This is a genomic window from Streptomyces sp. NPDC027185 (assembly GCF_055567035.1).
Map to the genome: position 1 here is coordinate 106,886 of NZ_JBVHRF010000002.1, position 21,193 is coordinate 128,078.

Annotated in this window: 21 protein-coding genes; 1 reads left to right on the plus strand and 20 read right to left on the minus strand. The window is 72.9% G+C overall.

Going from position 1 to position 21,193, the window contains the following annotated elements:
• Positions 1-247: 247 nt before the first annotated feature.
• The 19 genes from dprA to nsdA form a co-directional block, all read right to left on the minus strand.
• The gene (dprA, locus tag ACZ4M8_RS05705; RefSeq protein WP_467603636.1) at positions 248-1,507 is read right to left on the minus strand and encodes a DNA-processing protein DprA; all 1,260 of its coding nucleotides are present in this window, start codon (positions 1,505-1,507) and stop codon (positions 248-250) included.
• A complete protein-coding gene (locus ACZ4M8_RS05710) occupies positions 1,504-3,174 on the minus strand; it encodes a YifB family Mg chelatase-like AAA ATPase (protein ID WP_467603638.1) in 1,671 nt (556 codons plus the stop codon). The genes dprA and ACZ4M8_RS05710 overlap by 4 nt, the downstream gene beginning before the upstream one ends.
• Before the next feature lies 1 nt (position 3,175).
• The gene (locus tag ACZ4M8_RS05715) at positions 3,176-3,517 is read right to left on the minus strand and encodes a YraN family protein (protein ID WP_467603639.1); all 342 of its coding nucleotides are present in this window, start codon (positions 3,515-3,517) and stop codon (positions 3,176-3,178) included.
• 1,215 nt (positions 3,518-4,732) lie between these two features.
• Positions 4,733-5,041 carry a DUF2469 domain-containing protein gene (locus ACZ4M8_RS05720; protein WP_003980220.1) on the minus strand — a complete coding sequence of 103 codons (309 nt, stop codon included), beginning with the start codon at positions 5,039-5,041 and terminating at the stop codon, positions 4,733-4,735.
• A gap of 38 nt (positions 5,042-5,079) precedes the next feature.
• Positions 5,080-5,592, minus strand: coding sequence for an NUDIX hydrolase (locus ACZ4M8_RS05725; protein ID WP_467603642.1), 513 nt, complete (start codon positions 5,590-5,592; stop codon positions 5,080-5,082).
• Positions 5,585-6,343, minus strand: a complete 759-nt coding sequence (gene lepB / locus ACZ4M8_RS05730; RefSeq protein ID WP_467603644.1) for a signal peptidase I — start codon at positions 6,341-6,343, stop codon at positions 5,585-5,587. Before lepB (ACZ4M8_RS05730) ends, ACZ4M8_RS05725 begins: the two co-directional genes overlap by 8 nt.
• Positions 6,344-6,396: 53 nt before the next feature.
• A complete protein-coding gene (lepB, locus tag ACZ4M8_RS05735) occupies positions 6,397-7,344 on the minus strand; it encodes a signal peptidase I (protein WP_467605251.1) in 948 nt (315 codons plus the stop codon).
• The gene (lepB, locus tag ACZ4M8_RS05740) at positions 7,286-8,305 is read right to left on the minus strand and encodes a signal peptidase I (RefSeq protein WP_467603646.1); all 1,020 of its coding nucleotides are present in this window, start codon (positions 8,303-8,305) and stop codon (positions 7,286-7,288) included. The genes lepB (ACZ4M8_RS05735) and lepB (ACZ4M8_RS05740) overlap by 59 nt, the downstream gene beginning before the upstream one ends.
• On the minus strand, positions 8,298-9,062 hold the full coding sequence (gene lepB / locus ACZ4M8_RS05745; RefSeq protein WP_467603649.1) for a signal peptidase I: 765 nt from the start codon (positions 9,060-9,062) through the stop codon (positions 8,298-8,300). Before lepB (ACZ4M8_RS05745) ends, lepB (ACZ4M8_RS05740) begins: the two co-directional genes overlap by 8 nt.
• A gap of 90 nt (positions 9,063-9,152) precedes the next feature.
• Positions 9,153-9,500 carry a 50S ribosomal protein L19 gene (gene rplS / locus ACZ4M8_RS05750; RefSeq protein WP_030287403.1) on the minus strand — a complete coding sequence of 116 codons (348 nt, stop codon included), beginning with the start codon at positions 9,498-9,500 and terminating at the stop codon, positions 9,153-9,155.
• Positions 9,501-9,632: 132 nt separating this feature from the next.
• The gene (trmD, locus tag ACZ4M8_RS05755; RefSeq protein ID WP_467603650.1) at positions 9,633-10,442 is read right to left on the minus strand and encodes a tRNA (guanosine(37)-N1)-methyltransferase TrmD; all 810 of its coding nucleotides are present in this window, start codon (positions 10,440-10,442) and stop codon (positions 9,633-9,635) included.
• Entirely contained in the window at positions 10,442-10,987 is a 546-nt protein-coding gene (gene rimM / locus ACZ4M8_RS05760) for a ribosome maturation factor RimM (RefSeq protein WP_467603652.1), read from the minus strand. The genes trmD and rimM overlap by 1 nt, the downstream gene beginning before the upstream one ends.
• A 169-nt stretch (positions 10,988-11,156) precedes the next feature.
• Positions 11,157-11,396, minus strand: a complete 240-nt coding sequence (locus ACZ4M8_RS05765; protein ID WP_030287397.1) for an RNA-binding protein — start codon at positions 11,394-11,396, stop codon at positions 11,157-11,159.
• 2 nt (positions 11,397-11,398) lie between these two features.
• Positions 11,399-11,839, minus strand: a complete 441-nt coding sequence (gene rpsP / locus ACZ4M8_RS05770) for a 30S ribosomal protein S16 (RefSeq protein ID WP_467603654.1) — start codon at positions 11,837-11,839, stop codon at positions 11,399-11,401.
• A gap of 156 nt (positions 11,840-11,995) precedes the next feature.
• Positions 11,996-12,586: a hypothetical protein gene (locus ACZ4M8_RS05775; RefSeq protein ID WP_467603656.1), complete on the minus strand. Its 591-nt coding sequence runs from the start codon at positions 12,584-12,586 to the stop codon at positions 11,996-11,998.
• Between the two features lie 279 nt (positions 12,587-12,865).
• The gene (gene ffh / locus ACZ4M8_RS05780) at positions 12,866-14,422 is read right to left on the minus strand and encodes a signal recognition particle protein (protein WP_467603657.1); all 1,557 of its coding nucleotides are present in this window, start codon (positions 14,420-14,422) and stop codon (positions 12,866-12,868) included.
• A 415-nt stretch (positions 14,423-14,837) separates the two neighbouring features.
• Positions 14,838-15,176 carry a P-II family nitrogen regulator gene (locus tag ACZ4M8_RS05785; protein ID WP_467603659.1) on the minus strand — a complete coding sequence of 113 codons (339 nt, stop codon included), beginning with the start codon at positions 15,174-15,176 and terminating at the stop codon, positions 14,838-14,840.
• Complete coding sequence (locus ACZ4M8_RS05790) at positions 15,173-16,546, minus strand: ammonium transporter (RefSeq protein WP_467603661.1); 1,374 nt, start codon at positions 16,544-16,546, stop codon at positions 15,173-15,175. Before ACZ4M8_RS05790 ends, ACZ4M8_RS05785 begins: the two co-directional genes overlap by 4 nt.
• A gap of 295 nt (positions 16,547-16,841) precedes the next feature.
• On the minus strand, positions 16,842-18,308 hold the full coding sequence (gene nsdA / locus ACZ4M8_RS05795; RefSeq protein WP_467605252.1) for a transcriptional repressor NsdA: 1,467 nt from the start codon (positions 18,306-18,308) through the stop codon (positions 16,842-16,844).
• A 499-nt stretch (positions 18,309-18,807) separates the two neighbouring features.
• Here nsdA and ACZ4M8_RS05800 point away from each other — a divergent pair, with 499 nt between their 5' ends.
• On the plus strand, positions 18,808-19,482 hold the full coding sequence (locus tag ACZ4M8_RS05800) for a bifunctional DNA primase/polymerase (RefSeq protein ID WP_467603663.1): 675 nt from the start codon (positions 18,808-18,810) through the stop codon (positions 19,480-19,482).
• A gap of 127 nt (positions 19,483-19,609) precedes the next feature.
• On the opposite strand, the gene ftsY is transcribed toward ACZ4M8_RS05800, so the two are convergent.
• Positions 19,610-20,845, minus strand: a complete 1,236-nt coding sequence (ftsY, locus tag ACZ4M8_RS05805) for a signal recognition particle-docking protein FtsY (RefSeq protein WP_467603665.1) — start codon at positions 20,843-20,845, stop codon at positions 19,610-19,612.
• Positions 20,846-21,193: the final 348 nt, after the last annotated feature.

Below are 21,193 nucleotides of genomic sequence, written 5' to 3' on the forward strand. Positions count from 1 at the left end.
GGGTGCGCAGATACGTTCCGCTGCCCGCACCCCAGGGTTACCGCACGGGGCACACCGTGGCGCGGGCCCGGCGTTGCGCGCGGCGCGTCGGGGAGGTGGGCCGCGGGCCGGGAAGGCGTGGCTTACGGGTTCTCGGGCGTCCCGTGTGCCGCATCCGCCTCTCCTTGCCGCTCGATTTGGCCCGCTGAAGCATGCCAAATCTGGATTCGGCATGCTTGTCCTCACCTTTTCACCCGTTCGCGGCAGGTCAAGTACCGCCTCGCCGGGGGCCGATGGGGCTGTCGGCGCGTTGTGCGAGGCTCCAGCGCGTACCGGATCTCTGGACGAATCCCAGCGTGCACAGTTCGTGGAGTTTGCCGTGGGTGAGGTCCTGGGTGAGGCCGGATTCGCGGGCGAGGTCGGCGAGGGTGGCGGTGCCGCGCGAGGGCACGGCCTCCAGGACGCGGGCCGCGGCCGGTTCGAGGAGGTCGCGGGCGACGACCGGGCCACGCGGTTCGGGCGCCAGTTCCCCGATGACGCCTGCGTGCTCGATGACTTCGTCGGCGCAGGTGACCACCGTGGCCTCACCACGCAGGAGTTGGTGCACACCGGCGGAGAGTGCGCTGGTGACGGGCCCCGGTACGCCCATGGTGAGTCGCCCCAGGGACTGTGCGCGGCGGGCGGTGACGAGGGAGCCGCTGCGTAGTGCGGCTTCGATGACGACGGTGCCGCGGGTGAGGGCGGCGATCACGCGGTTGCGTTGGATGAAGCGGCTGCGGGTCGGGTGCGCTCCGGGTGGTAACTCGGCGACGGTCAGGCCCTGTTGGACGATGCGGTCGATCAGTTCGGTGTGGCCCGAGGGGTAGGCGCGGTCGATGCCGCAGGCGAGGACGGCGACGGTGGCGCCACCGGCGGCGAGGGTGCCCCGGTGGGCCGCTCCGTCGATGCCGTAGGCGGCCCCGGAGACGACGGTCCAGCCGCGGTCGGCGAGCGCTGCGCCCAGGGTGGCGGCGAAGTGGGCGCCGTATTCGGTGCATGCGCGAGCGCCGACGAGGGCGAGGGAGCGCAGGGCCCACAGACGGAGGTTGGCGCTGCCGCGTACCCAGAGGCCGAGGGGCCGGGTGTCACCGAGGTCGTCGAGTTGGCCGGGCCATTCGTCGTCCCCGGGGCAGAGGAACCGGGCCCCGAGGGCGGCGGCCGTGGCGAGGTCGGCCGCGGGGTCGGTGTGGACGGCGCGTCGGCGCAGGCCGTCGAAGGTGGTGCGGTTCGCGCCCGTGGGTGGTGGTCCGTCTCCGGTGAGGGCGTGCCACAGGGCGACGGGGCCCAGTTCGCGCAGCCAGCGGCCGGCGCGTGGATCGCCCGGTTCGATGACGCGGGTGAGGGCGGCGCGGGCGGTGCGTTCCGGGTCGTGGTGGTCCGGGGGCTCCGGGGCGGTGTCGGGGGCGGGCGGTCCGGCGGGGTGGCGGGCCCGGGCTTCGCCGGAGTCCGGGGGCCGGGGCTCGTGCGGCGGGTGGGGTGTGGTGGTCATGGTGTCACCTGGGCAGGGTCAGGGATGGGGTGCCGGAGGTGTTTCCGGTCCGGGCGGGAGCGGCGGGCGGTGGCCGCGGGTACGCCGCGCTGGACGCCGGTGCGGAGTTCGAGGGCCGTGTCGACGTCCTCGGCCGTGGGGCGGTCGCGTCCGGCGAGGTCGGCGACGGTCCAGGCGACGCGGAGGACGCGGTCGAGGCCGCGGGCGGTGAGCAGGCCGCACTCCAGGTCGTTCTCGGCGCGGGCGAGCGCGCCGGGCCGGGCGTGCCAACGGGTGCGGAGCTCATGGCCGGGAATTTCGCTGTTGGTCGTCCAGGGGGTTCCGGCGTAGCGGGCGGCGGCGCGGGCGCGGGCCTCGCGTACCCGTTCGGCGACGGTGGCGGTGGATTCGGCGCCGTCGCCGAGGGCGGTGAGGGCGGAGCGGGCGACCGGTTCGACGGTGACACGCAGGTCGACGCGGTCCATGAGGGGCCCGGAGAGGCGGGCGCGGTAGCTGCGGACGGAGGAGGGGCGGCATTCGCAGCCGCCTCGGGGGGTGCCGTGGCGGCCGCAGGGGCAGGGGTTGGCGGCGAGGGCGAGGAGGAAGCGGGCGGGCATCCGCAGCATGGCGGTGGCGCGGGCGACCACGACGTGACCGGCTTCGAGGGGTTGGCGCAGGGCGTCCAGCACCCGGGCACTGCACTCGGCGGCCTCATCGAGGAAGAGCACTCCGCGGTGGGCGAGCGAGACGGCTCCGGGGCGGGGCAGTCCGGTGCCGCCGCCCACGAGGGACGCCATCGTGGCGGAGTGGTGGGGCGCGCAGTACGGCGGCCGTTCGACGAGCGGCTGGCCGGGCGGGAGGGTGCCGGCGATGGAGTGGACGGCGGTGACTTCGAGGGATTCCTTGGGCGTCAGCGGCGGCAGCAGGCCCGGGAGGCGTTCGGCGAGCATGGTCTTGCCCGCCCCGGGTGGGCCTTTGAGGAAGATGTGGTGGCGTCCGGCCGCGGCGACCTCCAGGGCCCGGCGGGCGCCGTGCTGACCTGCGACGTCGGCGAGGTCGGGGGTGTGATCGCCGGTGGGCAGTCCGGCGGCGATGCCGGTGCCGGGGACGGCGAGTCCGGCGAGCAGCGGGTCGGGGTGTCCTTCCCGTGGCACCTCCTCCTCGTCGGGGACCGGTTCGTCGGCGAGTACGGCGATGAGCTGGCGCAGGCTGCGGATGCCGAGGACGGTGATGCCCGGGACGAGAGAGGCTTCGGCCGCGGTGGACTCGGGGACCACGACGGTGCGGTATCCGGCTTCGGCGGCGGCGAGGACCGCGGGCAGTACGCCGCGGACGGGGCGGACCCGGCCGTCGAGCCCGAGTTCGCCGATCATCATCAGGTCGGTCAGCTCCCGGGGGTCGAGGCGTTCGGCGGCGCCCAGGACGGCGCAGGCGACGGCGAGGTCGAAGCCGCTGCCGCTCTTGGGGACGGAGGCGGGGCTGAGGCCGACGGTGAGTTTCTTCTGCGGCCACTCGGCTCCCGAGTTCACGACGGCGGCGCGGACCCGGTCCTTGGCCTCGACGAGGCTCTTGTCCGGGAGTCCGACGAGGGTGAAGGCGGCGACGCCCGGTTCGAGGTCGGCCTGGACCTCGACGACGACACCTTCGACGCCGACGAGGGCGACGGAGCAGGTGCGGGCGAAGCCCATCTCACGCCACCCCCCGGACGTGCTCGACGACCGGGGCGCCCCGGGCCGGGAGGAGGATGCCGACGACGTCGATCCGGACGCCTCCCGGTGGTGGCCCGCCGTGGCGTTCCATCCAGCGTTCCGCCAGGAGCCGCAACCGGCGGGTCTTGTCGGGGCGTACGGCGGCCATCGGGTGTTCGTAGGCGGTGGCGCGGCGGGTCTTGACCTCGCAGATGACGAGGGCGTCGGCGTCGGTGGCGACGATGTCGATCTCGCCGTCGCGGCAGCGCCAGTTGCGGTCGAGGACGCACATACCACTCGCGGTGAGGCGGCGGACCGCCAGGTCCTCGCCGTACCGGCCCATGGCGCCGCGCGGTGTGGTGGCCGGCCTGGCAGGGGTACGGCGCGCCGCCCTCCGGCCGTCCGGGGCGGCGGGGGCGCGGCGCCCCGGTGCGCGGGTGTCACCGCGCGGTTTCCGGGGGCGGGCGCGCCCGGTCCGTGCGCCGTCGTCACCCGGGCGGGTGGCGGAGGAGCGTGCTGTGGCCCGTGGTGGCTCCGGAGCGTCTCCGGAGCGGGACGCCGGGGCCGGCTCCGGTGTGCCGTCGGGTGCGGGAATCGGGCTGCCCCCATCCGGGTGGTGCGGGGTGGCGCGGGCCGCCGGCACAGGAGGTGTGCCCAAGACAGCACCGACGTCACGCTCCTGATCAGGCCCGGCGGCATCCCCCTCCTCTGACCGCTCCGCATCCACCGGGCCGGGCGATCCACCAGGCGGCACCGTGCCGGCCCCGGCCTCCGCCTCACCTCTCCCGGCTTCCGTCGGCCCCTCCCCCGCGGAGCCCGGTGGCCTCGCCTCCTCCCGCCTCACCGCTCCGGAAGACGCGGAACGCACCGGCCTCACCGAAGCCGGCTGCACCGGCCCCACCGGCGAGGAACGCATCGGCCCGGCCGACTCGGAACCCGTAGGCCCCTGCACGGGCTCCGTAGACCCGACCTGCGCCGATTCCGCAGGCCCGGCCGCCCCGTCCCCCGCCCTTCCGAGCCATCCGCCGCTCCTCGGCGCCGTTCCCGGGGTGTTCTTCGTGTCGTGCTGCATGACGTTCATGCGGTACCACCTCCGGCACCGACTGTGCGGGCTCGCGCCGGAAGTATTGGATCTTGGTGGATAACCCTGCAGCTGTGGATAACTCAGCCGCCCGGACGAGGGAACGCCACGCCCTCGCCACCCGGCCCGCGCGGGCCCGGCCACGCCCCGAACTGCCACCGCCGACCACACGACCGGCACGCCGCCCACCCTGGCCGCTCAGCCACCCCTCACCCGGGCTCCGGGACTCGTATCCGCAGGTCACCGGTACGCCAGCTCCGGCCGCGCAAGCCACCACGCCCCGGCCACGTCCCCGCACCACCGCCGACCACACGACCGGCACACCCCACACCCCGGCCGCTCAGCCACCACGCACACAGGCCCCGGCAACGTATCCGCAGGTCACGTCAGTGCGGCGGGCTCGGCCACACCGCTCCCGCCGCACACGGTCCTCCACACTCCCCGGCGCACCGGCCCGTCCGGACCGGACCGCCCCCCTCAGCTCCCCGGCAGGTCCAGATCGCTCTTGTTCAGCTCTTCGATGTTCACGTCCTTGAAGGTCAGGACGCGGACCTGCTTGACGAAGCGGGCCGGGCGGTACATGTCCCACACCCAGGCGTCGGCCATCGAGACCTCGAAGAAGACCTCGCCCTGGACCGAGTGCACCTGCATCTCGTAGTCGTTGGTGAGGTAGAAGCGCCGCTCGGTCTCGATCACGTATTTGAACAGCCCGACGACGTCGCGGTACTCCCGGTAGAGCTTCAGCTCCATCTCGGTCTCGTACTTTTCGAGGTCCTCGGCGCTCATGGCAGATCCCCTTCAGCCGTGCGTGCCCCCATTGTGCGTCAGGCCCGTTCGGTCTCCAGGGCCAGCGGCGCACTCGGGGGCCCTTCGTCGAGCAGCGTGCGCAGCAGCCCGGCAAGTCTGGTCGGGTACACCGTCTCATGGGTGGCCGAGAGTTCCGCCACGGTCCACCACCTCAGCCCCGATACGCTGCGCCGCTCCAGGTCGGTCTGGCCCCGGGTATCGGTCGCGGTGCGCTCCGTGCGGGCCAGGAAATACCGCTCGTCCTGCTCCCAGTGGCGGCCGTCGAACGGGAAGGAGCAGCGGCGCTGCCAGAGCACCGGGCCGAGGACCGCACCGGTGATACCGGTCTCCTCGGCCAGCTCCCGCAGGGCCGCCTCCTCGTGCGTCTCGGTGCCCTCCAGACCGCCGCCGGGCGTGAACCACCAGGTCTCCTCCGGGCGCGCCGGTTCGAAACCGTGCAGCAGGAGGATCCGGTCGCCGGGGTCGAGAAGGATGACGCGGGAGACCTGGCGCACCTCCGCGGGCGCACCGCCCGCCGTCCCGTCAGCCACGGGCCTGCTCCGCCCCGGCCTCGGCCCGCGTCTGAGCTGCGCGTTTCCTGCGGACGGCGAGGGGTCCGTACGCGGCGCCGCCCAGGATGAGGACGGCGCCGGCGAGGACGGCGGCGGTCAGCGGGCGCAGCGGGCCCGGCTCGGAGGTGCCGCCGGGCAGCGCGGCGAAACCCTCGGCGCGGTCGAGCATGCCGAGGCCGCTCATCGGCCAGGCCAGGGCGTCGACGCGGCCCAGGACGGCGCCGCGCGGCACGGCGCCGTCGTCGCCGTCGGTGGTGTGGGAGCGGGAGTCGAGGGAGTCGCCGCGGTGGTCGCCCAGGAGGAAGAGGCGGCCGTCGGGGACCTTGGCGGTGAAGCCGGTGGGCGAGGCGAGCTGCGGGTTCTGGAGGTACGGCTCATCGACGGGGGTGCCGTTGACCGTCAGCTTCCCCTTGGTGCAGCAGGCGACGGTGTCGCCGCCGACGCCGGCCACCCGCTTGACCATGGGCAGGTCGCCCCAGACGTTGTCCCGGAAGACGACGACATCGCCGCGGCGCACCTGGGAGCCGTCGACGTTCTCGGCCAGCACCCGGGCGCCGGGCGTGATCGTCGGGGCCATCGAGTCGGTCGGCACCGTGTAGGGGCGGTACAGCAGTGCCGCCCAGACGAAACCGCCGAGGAAGAGGACACAGCCGACGGCCACGGCCAGACCGGACAGTGTGCTGCCCGTGGTCCGGCCGTGGCCGTCGGTGCGTTCGGTGCTGCGGACCATCCCAGCTCCCACCCCGCGGGCGCGGGCCCGCGTAGAAGATCTGGGACGGCACCCTACCTGGGAGTACGTTCCCTGGTCAGCCTCTTGCGGCGCCAGAGCACGAGCGGGACGGCGCCGGCCAGCCCGAGGGCTGCGGGCGCGGCGGCCATGGCCTTGTCGGTGCCCTGCTGCTTGAAGGTGTCCGGCACCGGCAGCGTCGACCAGCGGTTGATCGGCCAGGCGATGGTGAACGCGCGGCCGACGACCTCGTCCACCGAGACCGTGCCGTCGCCCTTGAGGTTCTGGTGGTAGCGGGAGTCGAGGGAGTCGTCACGGTGGTCGCCCATGACCCAGATGCGGTCCTTGGGGACGTGGATCGGGCCGAAGGCGCGGTCACCGCACGGCGTGTTGCCGGGGAAGATGAACGACTCCTCCTCGAGCGCCTTGCCGTTGACCTTGACCGGGCCGGTGCCGTGGCACTCGACGGTGTCGCCGCCGACCGCGATGACCCGCTTGATCAGGTCCTTCTCCTCGGCGGACGGCATCAGGCCGATGAAGCTGAGGACCTTCTGTACGGGGTTGGGCTCGGGGGTGGGCGTCTCGTTGAGCCAGCCGCCCGGGTCGTGGAAGACGACGACCTCGCCGCGCTCCGGCTTGGAGCCGAACCACGGGGTGAGCTTGTCCACCAGCACCCGGTCACCGCGCTGCAGGGTGTCCTGCATCGAGTCGGAGGGGATGGAGAACGCCTGCACCAGGAACGTCTTGATCAGCAGGGCGAGGATCAACGCGATACCGACGAGGATCGGCAGTTCCTTCCAGAAGGCACGCTGCTTCTTCGCCTTCGTCACGCCGTCCTTCTCCTCGTCCGCGGCGGCCCGCCGTGCCTTCGGTGGTGCCTGACCTTCGTATGGTGGCTGTTCCTGCGGCTTCGCCAGATGTACGGACCCCGCCGCCGGCGGGCCCTCACCGCGCCCCGCCGGTTCCTCGGGCTCTCCGGTTCCGGACCGCGCGCCGACCGCCAAGTCCCCCACATCCACTCCTCACTCCACGCTCTCGCCCGCCCGTCAACCGGGGCAGGCCCATCACTCCCATAACGAGCGGGAGTTCCGCAGGGGTCGGGAGCTGGGTCAAAGACTCGGGCAACACCCTATGCGGGCCCGCGCGGGCCGCCGCCTTCGCGCCCGGCGCGTCGGGCACGTTCGCGAAGGTGTCGGGCTCCTCCAGCCGCCGCCAGTGGGCGAACGGCCAGGCGATGACCACGGCCCGTCCGACGACGTTGTCCACGGAAACCGTGCCACGGTACGCCTCGTCGAGATGGAAGCGCGAATCCGCCGAGTTGGAGCGGTGGTCACCCATGACGAAGACCCGGCCGGTGGGCACGTTCACCGTGAACGACGTCTCGGACGGCGGGTTGCCGGGATGGACGTACGGTTCGGTCAGCGGGGTGCCGTTGACGGTGACGCGGTGCTGCGCGTCACAGCATTTGACGGTGTCGCCGCCGACCGCGACGACCCGCTTGATCAGGTCCTGTTCGTCGGCGGACGGCAGCAGCCCGATGAAGGTCATGACCTCCTTGAACTGCTTCACCCCCGCCGGATCCGGCGCCTTCTTCGCCTGTTCGCCCTTGAGCCAGCCCCCGGGATCCTTGAAGACGACGACGTCACCGCGCTCGGGCTGCCAGCCGAACCACGGGGTGAGCTTGTCGACCAGCACCCGGTCCCCGATCCGGATCGTCTGCTCCATGGAGCCGGACGGAATCACGAACGCCTGGACCAGGAAGGTCTTCAGGACCAGCGCGATGGCCAGCGCCACCGCGATCAGGATGGGTATCTCCTTGAGGTACGAGCGGCGTCTGCGGCGTTTGATACGGCGGGCCTGACGCCGCCGCTCGGCCCGGCCACCGGTCTGCGGGCGCTCGTCCGCCCCGCTCGGCCCGTCGCCGTCCTGCGGCTTGCTGTGCCGCGGGCGCCCCCGGTTACCCATGGGAGCCTGCCGGGGCGGGCACCCGGGAGAACGCCGGCGGCCGGTCCAGCCCCGTCCAGCGGCTCACCGGCCAGCTGATCCAGTCCGCCCGGCCGATCACCTTGTCGACGGGGACGGTGCCGCCGCCCTCCTCGCCGAGATGGTCGCGGGAGTCCCGGGACCGCGAACGGTGGTCCCCCATCACCCACAGCTTCCCCTGCGGCACCGCGATGTCGAAGGGCACCGACGACGCGGCGTCCCCCGGGTACACATAGCCCTCGGTCACGGGCTCACCGTTCACCTTGATCCGCCCCCGTTTGTCGCAGCAGGTCACCCTGTCCCCTCCGATCCCGATCACGCGCTTGACGTAGTCGGTGTCGGCCGGACGGGCCAGGCCCACCGCCGCGCCGGCTCCGCGCAGCAGGCCCGTCACGGGATTCTCCTCCGTCTCCCTGTGAACGAAAGACCCGGTGCCGTCGAAGACGACGACGTCACCGCGGCGGGGCTCACCGCCGAAGCGGTAGGCGAGCTTGTTCACCAGCACCCGGTCACCGACCTGGAGGGTGTCCTCCATCGAGGTGCTCGGGATGAGGAACGGCTGGACGACGAAGGCGCTCAGCAGCAGGACGAACGCCACGCAACAGGCCAGCAGCGTCAGTGGCCGGAAACCGCGCCGGTGGGGGGCGCCGGGAAAACGCGCGGAGCGCGACCGCTCCTCCTGTCCCTGGTCGGGGACGGGGCTGCGGTCGCGCTCCGGGAGCTGTGCGTCGGTGTCCATCGGAACGTGAGCCTATCCGGCCGGTTCCGGACACCGTACGTGAGCCGGGTGCCGGGGCCCTCGCGGACGAGGACGGCCCGGCGTGCGGACTCAGTTGTCGCGCTTCTCCTTGATCTTCGCGGCCTTGCCGCGCAGCTCACGGAGGTAGTACAGCTTGGCGCGACGGACGTCACCGCGGGTCACCAGCTCGATCTTCTCGACGATCGGGGTGTGCACGGGGAAGGTGCGCTCGACGCCGACGGAGAAGCTGACCTTGCGGACCGTGAAGGTCTCGCGCACGCCGCTGCCCTGGCGGCGGATGACAACGCCCTTGAACTGCTGCACACGGGAGCGGTTGCCCTCGATGACGCGGACGTGGACGTTGACGGTGTCACCCGGGCGGAAGGCCGGGATGTCGCTGCGCAGCGACGCGGAGTCGACGGAGTCGAGAAGGTGCATGACCTACTGCTTTCTTCGCTGATGCCACAGGTCATCAACGGGAATTCGGAGATGATGTTCGGATGCCGTTCCGTCGGACGGGCGTCGTTCCCCCTGTGGCAGGGGCGCGCGCCGGACGCACACAGCAGCGGCCTATTCTTCCACGGCGTGGTCGGTCCGCCCAAATCGGCCGTCCTCGCCCGGGGCCCACCCGAGGATGGACAGCAGCTCGCGGTCCTTCTTGTCGAACGCGGCGGGATCGGCCCGCTCGATCAGGTCCGGACGGTTGCGGGCGGTACGCCGGAACGCCTCGTCCCGGCGCCAGCGCGCGATCTTCCCGTGGTGGCCGCTGAGCAGCACCTCGGGGATGCCCCGGCCGCGCCACTCGGGCGGCTTGGTGTAGACCGGCCCCTCCAGGAGGTCGGCCATCGCGCCGGGCGCGAAGGAATCGTCCTGGTGGGAAGCGGCGTTGCCCAGCACACCGGGCAGCAGCCGGGCGATGGCCTCGACCATCACCAGGACCGGTGCCTCGCCGCCGGCCAGGACGTAGTCGCCGATGGAGACCTCGCGGACGTCGAGCCGGTCGCCGTACTCCTCGATGACGCGGCGGTCGATGCCCTCGTACCGGGCGGGGGTGAAGACCAGCCACGGCTTGGCGGAGAGTTCGACGGCGAGCTGCTGGGTGAACGGCTCCCCGCTGGGCGTCGGGACGACGATCACCGGCTCGTCGTCACCGGACGCGAGGACGGCGTCCAGCGCCTCCCCCCACGGCTCCGGCTTCATCACCATGCCCGGCCCGCCGCCGTACGGGGTGTCGTCGACGGTGTTGTGCTTGTCGTGCGCCCAGTCCCGCAGGTCGTGGATGCGTACGTCGAGGCGGCCGCGGGCGCGGGCCTTGCCGACGAGGGAGACGTTCAGCGGTTCGAGGTACTCGGGGAAGATCGTGACGACGTCGAGGCGCATCAGCTCTCCTCACGGCTGCCGGCGATCTCGGCCTGCGCGTCGTCGAGGAGACCGGGCGGCGGGTCGATGACCGCGCGCTGCTCCTCCAGGTCGATCTCCGGGACGATCTCGCTGACGAACGGGATCAGCACCTCGCCGCCCCCGGGCCGCCCGACGACGAGAAGGTCCTGGTAGGGCAGGTGGGAGACCTCGGTGATCCGGCCGACGACGGTGCCGTCGCGGGTGACGACGTCGAGGTCGATCAGCTGGTGGTCGTAGAACTCCTCGGGGTCCTCGGGGAGCTCCTCGGGGTCGACCTCCGCGATCAGCAGGGTGTTGCGCAGCGCCTCGGCGGCGGTCCGGTCGGCCACCCCGGCGAACCGCAGCAGCAGCCGGCCGCTGTGGACCCGGCCGGTCTCGATGGTGAGCGGTCCGGCCGAAGCCGGATCGGTGGCCAGGACGGCTCCCGGCGCGAGCCGCAGTTCGGGCTCGTCGGTACGCACCTCCACGGTGACCTCGCCCTTGATGCCGTGGGCGCGGCCGATCCGCGCGACTACCAGCTGCACGGTGTTGCCTCTCTGCGGCCGATCCGCCGCCGCTTGCGCACGGCCGCTGCCGGGCCGTGCGTGATGTTGCCGATTCGGGTGGTGCCGGACGCCCGTGGCGTACGGCACCGACGACAAAGGCCGGGGACGGCCCGAGAGCCGTCCCCGGCCCGAGCCGGTGTTCAACTGTTCAGTGGACCTGGTCCACGTCGACGAGGTCGACGCGGATGCCCCGTCCACCGAGAGCGCCCACAACGGTCCGCAGGGCGCGGGCGGTACGGCCGTTGCGGCCGATCACCTTGCCGAGGTCGTCGGGGTGGACCCGGACCTCCAGCACACGCCCGCGACGCAGGGTGCGCGAGGCTACCTGGACGTCATCGGGGTTGTCGACGATGCCCTTGACGAGGTGCTCAAGGGCCTCTTCGAGCACGCTCAGGCCTCGGTGGACTCGGAGGTGGACTCGGCCGCAGCCTCGTCCGCCTTCTTGTCAGCCTTCTTCGCCTTCGGGGTGATGGCCTCACCCTTCGGCTCGTCGCCGGACGCCTTGGCGGCGGCCTCGAAGAGGGCGCGCTTGTCGGCCTTGGGCTCGGCGACCTTCATCGGGGCCGGGGCGGGCAGACCCTTGAACTTCTGCCAGTCGCCGGTGACCTTCAGGATGGCCAGGACGGGCTCGGTCGGCTGCGCGCCGACACCCAGCCAGTACTGGACACGCTCGGAGTCGACCTCGATGCGGGAGGGGTTCTGCACCGGGTGGTACAGACCGATCTCCTCGATGGCCCGGCCGTCACGGCGGGTACGCGAGTCGGCGATGATGATGCGGTAGTGAGGCGCGCGGATCTTGCCCAGACGCTTCAGCTTGATCTTGACTGCCACGGGAGTGGTGTCTCCTGGTCTTGACGTGGTGGGGCACAACGGGATGCCACGTGGGGTTGCGGTACTCGGTATGCCCGATGGACGCGTCAGTCGGAGGAGAGAGGGGTCCTGTGCGACTGTCGAGTACAGCGGTCCATTGTGCCACACGCCCCGCGGTCAGCCGACCGCGGCCACCTCGGGGATCCGGAACGGCTTGCCGCAGCCGCCGCAGACGATCGGGGCCTGGGCCAGCACGGACGGGACGACCCGGACGTTGCGTCCGCAGCCGCAGACGGCCTTGACGCGGACGCCGCCGCCGGAGGAGCCGTGGCGGGCGGCCGGGCCGCGGAAGCTGCGGGCGCTGTCGGTGGCGGTCGCGGCGGTGTGCGCCTTGAGGGCTCTGGCGAGCCGCTCGATGGTGGGGCGGTAGCGGCGTCTGGCCTCGGGACTGAGCGTGACCAGGGAGAAGCCGCTGCTGGGGTGCGGCTCGTCGACGTGATCCAGGCCCAGCTCCTCGGCGATGGCGAGGAACCGGCGGTTGTGGTAGCGGCCCGCACGGGAGGTGTCGCGGACGCCGCGGGAGGCGGCGATGCCGTGGACTGCCTCGTGGAGCAGCCGTTCGAAGGAGAGCTCGGCGCCACAGGCGGACGACGACTCTCCGATCAGGGACTCGGGCGCGGCCAGATCCGGCAGCTCGGGGTGGTGCCGTTGAATATCGGCCCAGGCGAGCGCCAGTTCGGCGGCGAGAACAGGCGGTGTCGTGCTCACGTAATGACAACGAGCCGGGGGTGCCCGGTGTTCCGATTCCGGGCCATCCCAAATAATTTGCACGTACCGGTCAGTTTCGTGTCATGAGCCGCGCCTGGGCGGGCACCCCGTTCCACCCACGGGGCGCGGCGGGGTCCGCGGGCCGGTGCGTACCCCCGCGCGATCGGTACGGCGTACGCCGTCGCACCGTACCGGGCGCGCGGCGGGGTGCGGCGCCGGGTACGCGCGGGCCCCCGCCGCGTGGGTGCGGCGGGGGCCCGGACGGTCAGGAACGAGGGGTCAGCCCATGAACTTCTTGAATTCCTCGGGGAGTTCGAAGTTCTGGGGGTCGGCGCCGCCGGGGGGCAGACCGAGCGGGTTGCCGTTCTGGGCGGCCTCGCGGCGGGCGGCTGCCGCCGCCTCCTCGGCCTTGCGCTTCATCGGGTTGCCGCTCTTGCGCTTGCCCTTGGCCTGCTTGACCTGCTTCTTCTTCTTGGCGCCGCCGCCCGCGCCGGGCATCCCGGGCATGCCCGGCATCCCCGGGATGCCGCCGCCCTGAGCCATCTTCGACATCATCTTGCGCGCCTCGAAGAACCGCTCGATGAGGTTCTTGACCGCGCTGACCTCGACACCGGAACCCCGGGCGATACGGGCGCGGCGCGAGCCGTTGATGATCGTCGGCTCGTGGCGCTCGGCCGGGGTCATCGACTTGATGATCGCGGCGGTGCGGTCGACCTCACGCTCGTCGAGGTTGTTGATCTGCTCCTTCATCTGCCCCATGCCGGGCAGCATGCCGAGCAGCTTGGAGAGGGAGCCCATCTTGCGGACCTGCTCCATCTGGGCCAGGAAGTCGTCGAGCGTGAACTCCTTGGGGCCCTTCTGGAGCTTGGCCGCCATCTTCTCGGCCTCGGCCTGGCTGAAGGTCTGCTCGGCCTTCTCGATCAGGCTGAGCATGTCGCCCATGCCGAGGATGCGGGACGCCATGCGGTCCGGGTGGAACGCGTCGAAGTCGTCCAGCTTCTCGCCGTTGGAGGCGAACATGATCTGCTTGCCGGTGACGTGCGCGATGGAGAGCGCGGCACCACCGCGGGCGTCGCCGTCGAGCTTGGAGAGGACGACGCCGTCGAAGCCGACGCCGTCGCGGAACGCCTCGGCGGTGTTGACCGCGTCCTGGCCGATCATCGCGTCGACGACGAAGAGGACCTCGTCGGGCTCGACGGCGTCGCGGATGTCCGCGGCCTGCTGCATCAGCTCCTGGTCGATGCCGAGGCGGCCGGCGGTGTCGACGATGACGACGTCGTGCTGCTTGGCGCGGGCGAACTCGACGGAGTCCTGCGCGACCTTGACCGGGTCGCCGACGCCGTTGCCGGGCTCGGGGGCGTAGACCGCCACCTCGGCGCGCTCGGCGACGACGGAGAGCTGGTTGACGGCGTTGGGGCGCTGGAGGTCGCAGGCGACGAGCAGCGGGGTGTGGCCCTGGGCCTTGAGCCAGCGGCCGAGCTTGCCGGCGAGGGTGGTCTTACCGGCACCCTGGAGACCGGCGAGCATGATGACGGTCGGCCCGGTCTTGGCGAACCGCAGGCGGCGGGTCTCGCCGCCGAGGATGCCGATCAGCTCCTCGTTGACGATCTTGATGACCTGCTGGGCCGGGTTCAGCGCCTGGGAGACCTCGGAGCCGGTGGCACGCTCCTTGACCTGCTTGATGAAGGCGCGGACGACGGGCAGCGCGACGTCGGCCTCAAGAAGGGCGATACGGATCTCGCGCGCCGTGGCGTCGATGTCGGCCTCGGAGAGGCGGCCCTTGCCCCGGAGGTTTTTGAAGGTACTCGCCAGGCGGTCGGAAAGCGTATCGAACACGGCGGTCGTCGTTCCTCGGGGTCGGGGGCGTAAGGCAGTCGACTCCTAGAGTATCCGGCCCGGCAAGCGGGCCACTCCGGGCCGCCGGGCACCGGCGCCGGGCGCGCCTTCAGGGGGCCGCGCCCCCGTGCGGTCCCGGCCGGGCGGGCACGGGCCCGCACGGGGCGCGGTGCATGGGGCCGCCCCCCGTGCCGCGCGGCGCAGCACGGGGCGGGCCTCATGCTGCCGCGCGAGGCCCGGCCAAGGCGGGCGCGAGGCCCGGCCAAGGCGGGCGCGAGGCCCGGACGAGACGGGCGCGGGCCTCGCACGAGCGCGGTGCCGGGCCGCCTCCGCGCCGCACGTGCCCCGCACCGCTCGGGGCGGGGGCGCGCGAAGGCGGGGCGGCCCCGCACGAGGCCGCCCCGCCGGTGGGGGGTCAGAGAGCGTCCGTGCCCCGTTCTCCCGTGCGGACGCGGATGGCGTCGTCGACGGGGAGGGTCCAGACCTTGCCGTCGCCGATCTCGCCCGTGCGGGCGGCGGTGACGACGGCGTCGGTGAGGGCGGGGGTGTCCGCGTCGTCGGCGAGCACCTCGATGCGGATCTTGGGGAGGAGGTCGACGGTGTACTCGGCGCCCCGGTAGACCTCGGTGTGGCCGCGCTGCCGGCCGTAGCCGCTGGCCTCGGTGACGGTCAGGCCGTGCACGCCGAACGCGCCGAGCGCCTCCTTCACCGCGTCGAGGCGGTGCGGCTTGATGACTGCCGTGACGAGTTTCATGCGTCCACCCGCTCCGCGTCCCGTGCCGTGCCGTGTGCGGGGAGCGGGTCCCCGGCGAGGGGCACCGGCGCGGGGTGGGCGGAGCCGCTGCCCGCGCCGGTGAAGTCGTAGGCGGTCTCGGCGTGGGCGGACCGGTCGACGCCGGTGATCTCCTCGTCCGGCGTCACCCGGAAGCCCATCAGCCGGTCGACGCCCTTGGCGAGGAGGTGGCTGACGACGAAGGAGTAGAGCAGCACGGCGACCACGCCGAGGGTCTGGATGCCGAACTGGCCCAGGCCACCGCCGTAGAAGAGGCCGCGGGCGCTGGACTGCACACCGCCGGTGGCGAAGAGGCCGACGAGGAGGGAGCCGACGACGCCGCCGACGAGGTGGACGCCGATCACGTCGAGGGAGTCGTCGTAGCCGAACCGGTACTTGAGGCCGACGGCGAGGGCGCACAGGACACCCGCGATGGCGCCGACGGCGAGGGCGCCGAGCGGGCTGACGGCGCCGCACGCCGGGGTGATGGCGACGAGGCCGGCGACCGCCCCGGAGGCGGCGCCCAGCGTGGTGAACGCGCCGTGGCGCAGCTTCTCGTACGCGAGCCAGCCGAGCATCGCGGCGGCGGTGGCGACCTGGGTGTTGACGAAGGCGACGGCGGCGACGCCGTCACCGTTGCCGAGCCAGGAGCCGGAGTTGAAGCCGAACCAGCCGAACCACAGCAGTCCGGCGCCGAGCATCACCAGAGGCAGGTTGTGCGGGCGCATCGGGTCCTTGCGGAAGCCGATGCGCCGTCCGACGACGAGGAGGACACCGAAGGCGGCGGCGCCCGCGTTGATGTGGACGGCGGTGCCGCCGGCGAAGTCGATGACGCCGAGCCGGTAGAGCCAGCCGTCCTCGCCCCACACCCAGTGCGCGACGGGGAAGTAGACGACGGTCACCCACAGGGCGGTGAAGAGGGCCCAGGCGGTGAACTTGACGCGGTCGGCGAGGGCGCCGCTGATCAGCGCGGGTGTCAGGACGGCGAACATCAGCTGGAAGACGGCGAAGACGTACACCGGGACGCCGCTGGTGCCCCACAGTTCGGTCAGGCCGATGCCGTCGAGTCCGGCGAAGTCGCCGCGCCAGCCGATGAGCCCGCCGTGGTCGGTGCCGAAGGCGAGCCCGAAGCCGTAGAGGACCCACAGGACGGTGACGATGCCGAGGCTGATGAAGCTCATCATCAGCATGTTCAGGACGCTCTTGACGCGCACCATGCCGCCGTAGAAGAACGCCAGGCCCGGCGTCATGACCATGACGAGGGCGGAGCAGAGGAGCAGGAAGCCGGTGTCGGCGGGGCTCAGGGCCTTGGCCGCGAGCCCGTCCGCGAGTGTCTGGATGCCTGGGGGCATCGGCGTCTCCCGTCGTCGATGCGGCCCGTGCGGGTGCGGTGGATGGGCCGTCGTTCCCCCCGAGGCTGACGCAGCCGGGTTTCGGCCACGGCCCCCGGACGTTTCACCGCCGTGACGAAGGCGTCGCCGGCGTTACGCGGCGGTGAACGGGCGCCGGGCGCGCGGCGGCGGACGGGGGCCGGCCACGGCGCCGCCCGCGGACCTGGCGTGGGGAAGCCGGGTCGGGTGGGTACGGGGCGGCGCCGCGGCCGGTGTCGTTGCGGCCTCGGCGTCCTCCAGACGGCCTCGGCGTCCTCTAGACGGCCTCGGCCTCGGGGAGGCGGCGGGCCAGCTCCTCGCCGAGGTCGATCACCTCGGCGACGGTGCCGAAGTCGCGCGCGGCGGTGTCGACGGTCTTCCGCAGCCGGGTGTTGACCCGCTCGGAGCGGACCTGCTGGGCGAACGGTATGGCCTGCCGGGCCACCACCGCGCACTGCTCCGGCTCCCGCTGCAGCAGGTGGACGGTGGCCATCCCGATGAGGTTGAGGGCGTACGAACGCTGGTGCTCGGCGTCCTTGGCGAAGAGTTCGACGGCGCGCTCCATGACCGGCGCGGCGAGGGCGGCGTAGGTGGGGCTGCGCCCGGCGACGTAGGCGAGATCACGGTAGGAGTGGGCGTTCTCACCGTTCAGCTCGGCCTCGGAGAAGAAGCGGATCCAGTCGGGCTCGGGCTCGCCGGGCACGGCGTCCTCGAAGGTCTCCTCCGCCATCCGGACCGCGCGCTTGACCCTGCTGGGGCGCCCCATCCCGGCGTAGGCGCGGGCCTCCACGGCGTACAGCATCGCCTGGGTGCGGGCGGTCGCCGTCTCACGGCTGCCGTACTGCGCGAGGTGGATCAGCTCCAGCGCGTCGTCGGGCCGTCCGAGGTGGATCATCTGGCGGCTCATGCTGGAGAGGATGTACGCGCCCAGGGGGCGGTCGCCGGCCTCCTTGGCGGCGTGCAGGGCGAGGACGAAGTACTTCTGGGCGGTGGGCTGGAGGCCGATGTCGTAGCTCATCCAGCCGGCGAGCTGGGCGAGTTCGGCGGCGACCTTGAAGAGGCGGGTGGCGACGGCGGCGGGCTGCGGCTCCTGGAGGAGTTCGGTGACCTCGTGGAGCTGCCCGACGACGGCCTTGCGGCGCAGCCCCCCGCCGCACTGGGCGTCCCACTGCCGGAACATGGCGGTGGTCGCCTCCAGCAGGTCGAGTTCGGGGGCGGAGAGGCGGACGCCGCGGGCACGCTCGCGGGCGGGCCCGGAATCCGGGGCACCCGGGGCCGGAGGGACCGGGACCAGCCAGCGCTGCATCGGCTCGATCAGGGACGGTCCGGCGGCGAGGGCGAGGGAGGTGCCGAGGAAGCCGCGGCGGGCCAGCATCAGGTCGCTGCGGGAGAACTCGCTGAGCAGCGCGGTGGTCTGCGGGGCGGCCCAGGGCAGGTCGACGCCGGAGGCGGACGGGGAGCGGTGCGCGGCGCGCAGTCCGAGCTCCTCGACGCCGACGACGCAGCCGAAGCGTTCGGAGAAGAGTTCGGACAGGATGCGCGGGATGGGCTCGCGCGGCTGTTCGCCGTCGAGCCAGCGGCGGACGCGGGAGGTGTCGGTGCTGATGTGGTGCGCGCCCATCTGACGGGCTCTGCGGTTGACCTGCCGGGCCAGCTCGCCCTTGGACCAGCCGCTGCGCACGAACCACGATCCCAACTGTGTGTTGGGACGCTTCTCGGCAGTTCCGCTGCCGTTGCCGCCCACTGGTAACGCCCCCAACCGTGTGTCGTCCGACGCGAACCCCGTGCAGGATCCGGCTTGTTGAGGCATCCTGCCCGGCCGGTCCCGGCAGGTCGCGCATTCCGGCCACCGCCCCGGTCCGTCCGGCCGCCGGGAGGTCGCCCGGACGGCGCTCCCCCGGATGCCGGGCACCGAAAGTAATCGTACGATCACGCTCCTCGCGAGGCCGCTCACAGAAACGCCACCATTCGCCACCCCTTCGAATGAACTGCCGCTCCGCTCCGCACGATTGACTTGACACAGGTCGGGCGCGACCCGACGGAGCGATGCGCATGACGGCGCGCGCGCCACGGCACACGCCGCATGGTGCGCCCCCGCTCCGAGGGCGCGCCGCGGGGCGTCCGCGCCCCGTCGACGGAGCGTCACAGCGGCGCTCCGGTGCCCCGCCACGGGGCGCCCGCGGTCGGTCCCGGGGCCCGGGGCGGCTCGTAACCACTGCGACACACCACCCGTTGGAGGGGGCATGGGTTTCACGATCGGCGGCATCCGGGACATCGGCGCCAGGCGCCGCGTGCGCGCGCCCGAGAGCACCACGGTGGCCGAATACACCGGGCTGTGGGGGTGGGACGTCGTCCCCGGCGCCCGAGCGGCGCGCACCGGGGGCGGGCGCCCGGAGTGCTCGTGCGGCGAGTCCGCGTGCCCCGCCCCGGGGGCGCATCCGCTCTCCTTCGGTACGGAGATCCCGGCGGGCGCCTCGCTGGAGGCGGTCGCGGCCGCCTGGTCGCGGACGCCGGGGGCGGCGGTGCTGCTGCCGGTGGGCCGGTCGTTCGACGTGCTGGACGTGCCGGAGGCGGCGGGCCGGTGCGGCATGGCGCGGCTGGAGCGGATGGGGGTGCCGCTCGGCCCGGTGACGCTGACCCCTACGGGGCGCGCGCAGTTCTTCGTCGCGCCGGGGGCCGCCGCCGGGCTGCCGGGGCTGCTCTACCGGACGGGCTGGGACGACGCGGCGCTCGATCTGCGCCCCCTGGGGCCGGGCGATCACCTCACCGCTCCCCCGTCGGACCTCGGCGCGGCGGGCCCAGTGCAGTGGCTGCGTCCGCCGTCCCTGGAGACGGCGGCCCGCCCGCCGCAGGCCCGGCTGCTGCTGGGGACGCTGGCGTACGTCTGTCACCGCTCGGGCCGCCGGGCGGCCGGGTAGCGCCCCCGTCCCGCCATGCGACGGCCCCCGGTGCCGCGCTCCGTGACGGAGCGGGTGCCGGGGGCCGTGTGCTGCCGGGGGTGCCGGGGTCAGTCGCCGATCAGCGCGTCGACCGGGGGTGCCGGGGTCAGTCGCCGATCAGCGCGTCGACGAACGCCTCGGGCTCGAACGGCGCGAGGTCGTCGGCGCCCTCGCCGAGGCCGACCAGCTTGACCGGGACGCCCAGCTCGCGCTGGACGGCGACGATGATGCCGCCCTTGGCGGTGCCGTCGAGCTTGGTGAGGACCACACCGGTGATGTCCACGACCTCGGCGAAGACCCGCGCCTGGACCAGGCCGTTCTGGCCGGTGGTGGCGTCGAGGACGAGCAGCACCTCGCCGACCGGGCCGTGCTTCTCGACGACCCGCTTGACCTTGCCCAGCTCGTCCATGAGTCCGGTCTTGGTGTGCAGCCGGCCGGCGGTGTCGATGAGGACGACGTCGGCGGACTCGGCGATGCCCTCCTTGACGGCGTCGAAGGCGATGGAGGCGGGGTCGCCGCCCTCGGGGCCGCGCACGGTGCGGGCGCCGACCCGTTCGCCCCAGGTCTGGAGCTGGTCGGCGGCGGCGGCGCGGAAGGTGTCGGCGGCGCCGAGGACGACGGACTTGCCGTCGGCGACCAGCACCCGGGCGAGCTTGCCGGTGGTGGTGGTCTTCCCGGTGCCGTTGACGCCGACGACCATGACGACGCCGGGGATCTCGTCGCCGCCGTTGCCGATGCCGTTGGCGGTGTGCACGGAGCGGTCGGTGTCGGTGCCGATGAGGGTGAGCAGCTCCTCACGGAGCAGGGCACGCAGGTCCTCGGGGGTGCGGGTGCCGAGGACCTTGACCCGCTCCCGCAGCCGCTCGACCAGTTCCTGGGTGGGGGCGACGCCGACGTCGGCGGTGAGCAGGGTCTCCTCGATCTCCTCCCAGGTGTCCTCGTCGAGGTGTTCGCGGGACAGGAGGGTCAGCAGGCCCTTGCCGAGGGAGTTCTGCGACCGGGAGAGCCGGGCGCGCAGCCGCACCAGGCGGCCGGCGGTCGGCTCCGGGACCTCGATCTCCGGGGCGGGCGGGGCCGCCGGCTCGGCGGCCGGCGCCTCGGCCTCGGGGGCCTCGGCGACGGGCAGCGGGGTGTCTTCGATGGTGCGACGGGGTTCGTCGCTCGGGGCCTCGGCTTCCTCACCGACCTGCGGTTCTGCGGGCGGCGCGGTGACGGAGGGCGTGACGGGGGCGGCCGGCGGGGACGGCGGCAGCTGCTTCTTCTTGCGGCCGCTGACGACGAGCCCGCTGATCGCGCCGAGCGCGACCACGGCGATGACTACAGCAAGGATGACGATTTCCATAACCCTCCCAGTATCAGCCACGTCCCCCTCGCGGGGGCCGCACGCGCCGATCCCGCAGGCGCCGCGCGCCCCGTGCGCCCCCGCTCCGTGCCCCCGTGCGCGGGGCGGTTGCCCAACAGACCGAGGCTGGCCGGAAATCGCTGGCCAGCGGGGCACCGGGGCCGCGTTGGAGCCTTTCTCCGACGGCGTGGAGCTGCGGTTTCATGGAGGGGTCCAACGGGACGTACAGCACGAACTTGGATCAAAGTACGATGGTGGACGGCTGCGCAACGCGCGTAGAGTCCTGGCGACCGAACCTGGCCGGGCACCAAAGCCGCTGCCTCGCGCCGTCCCGTCCGCCGGGAGGCG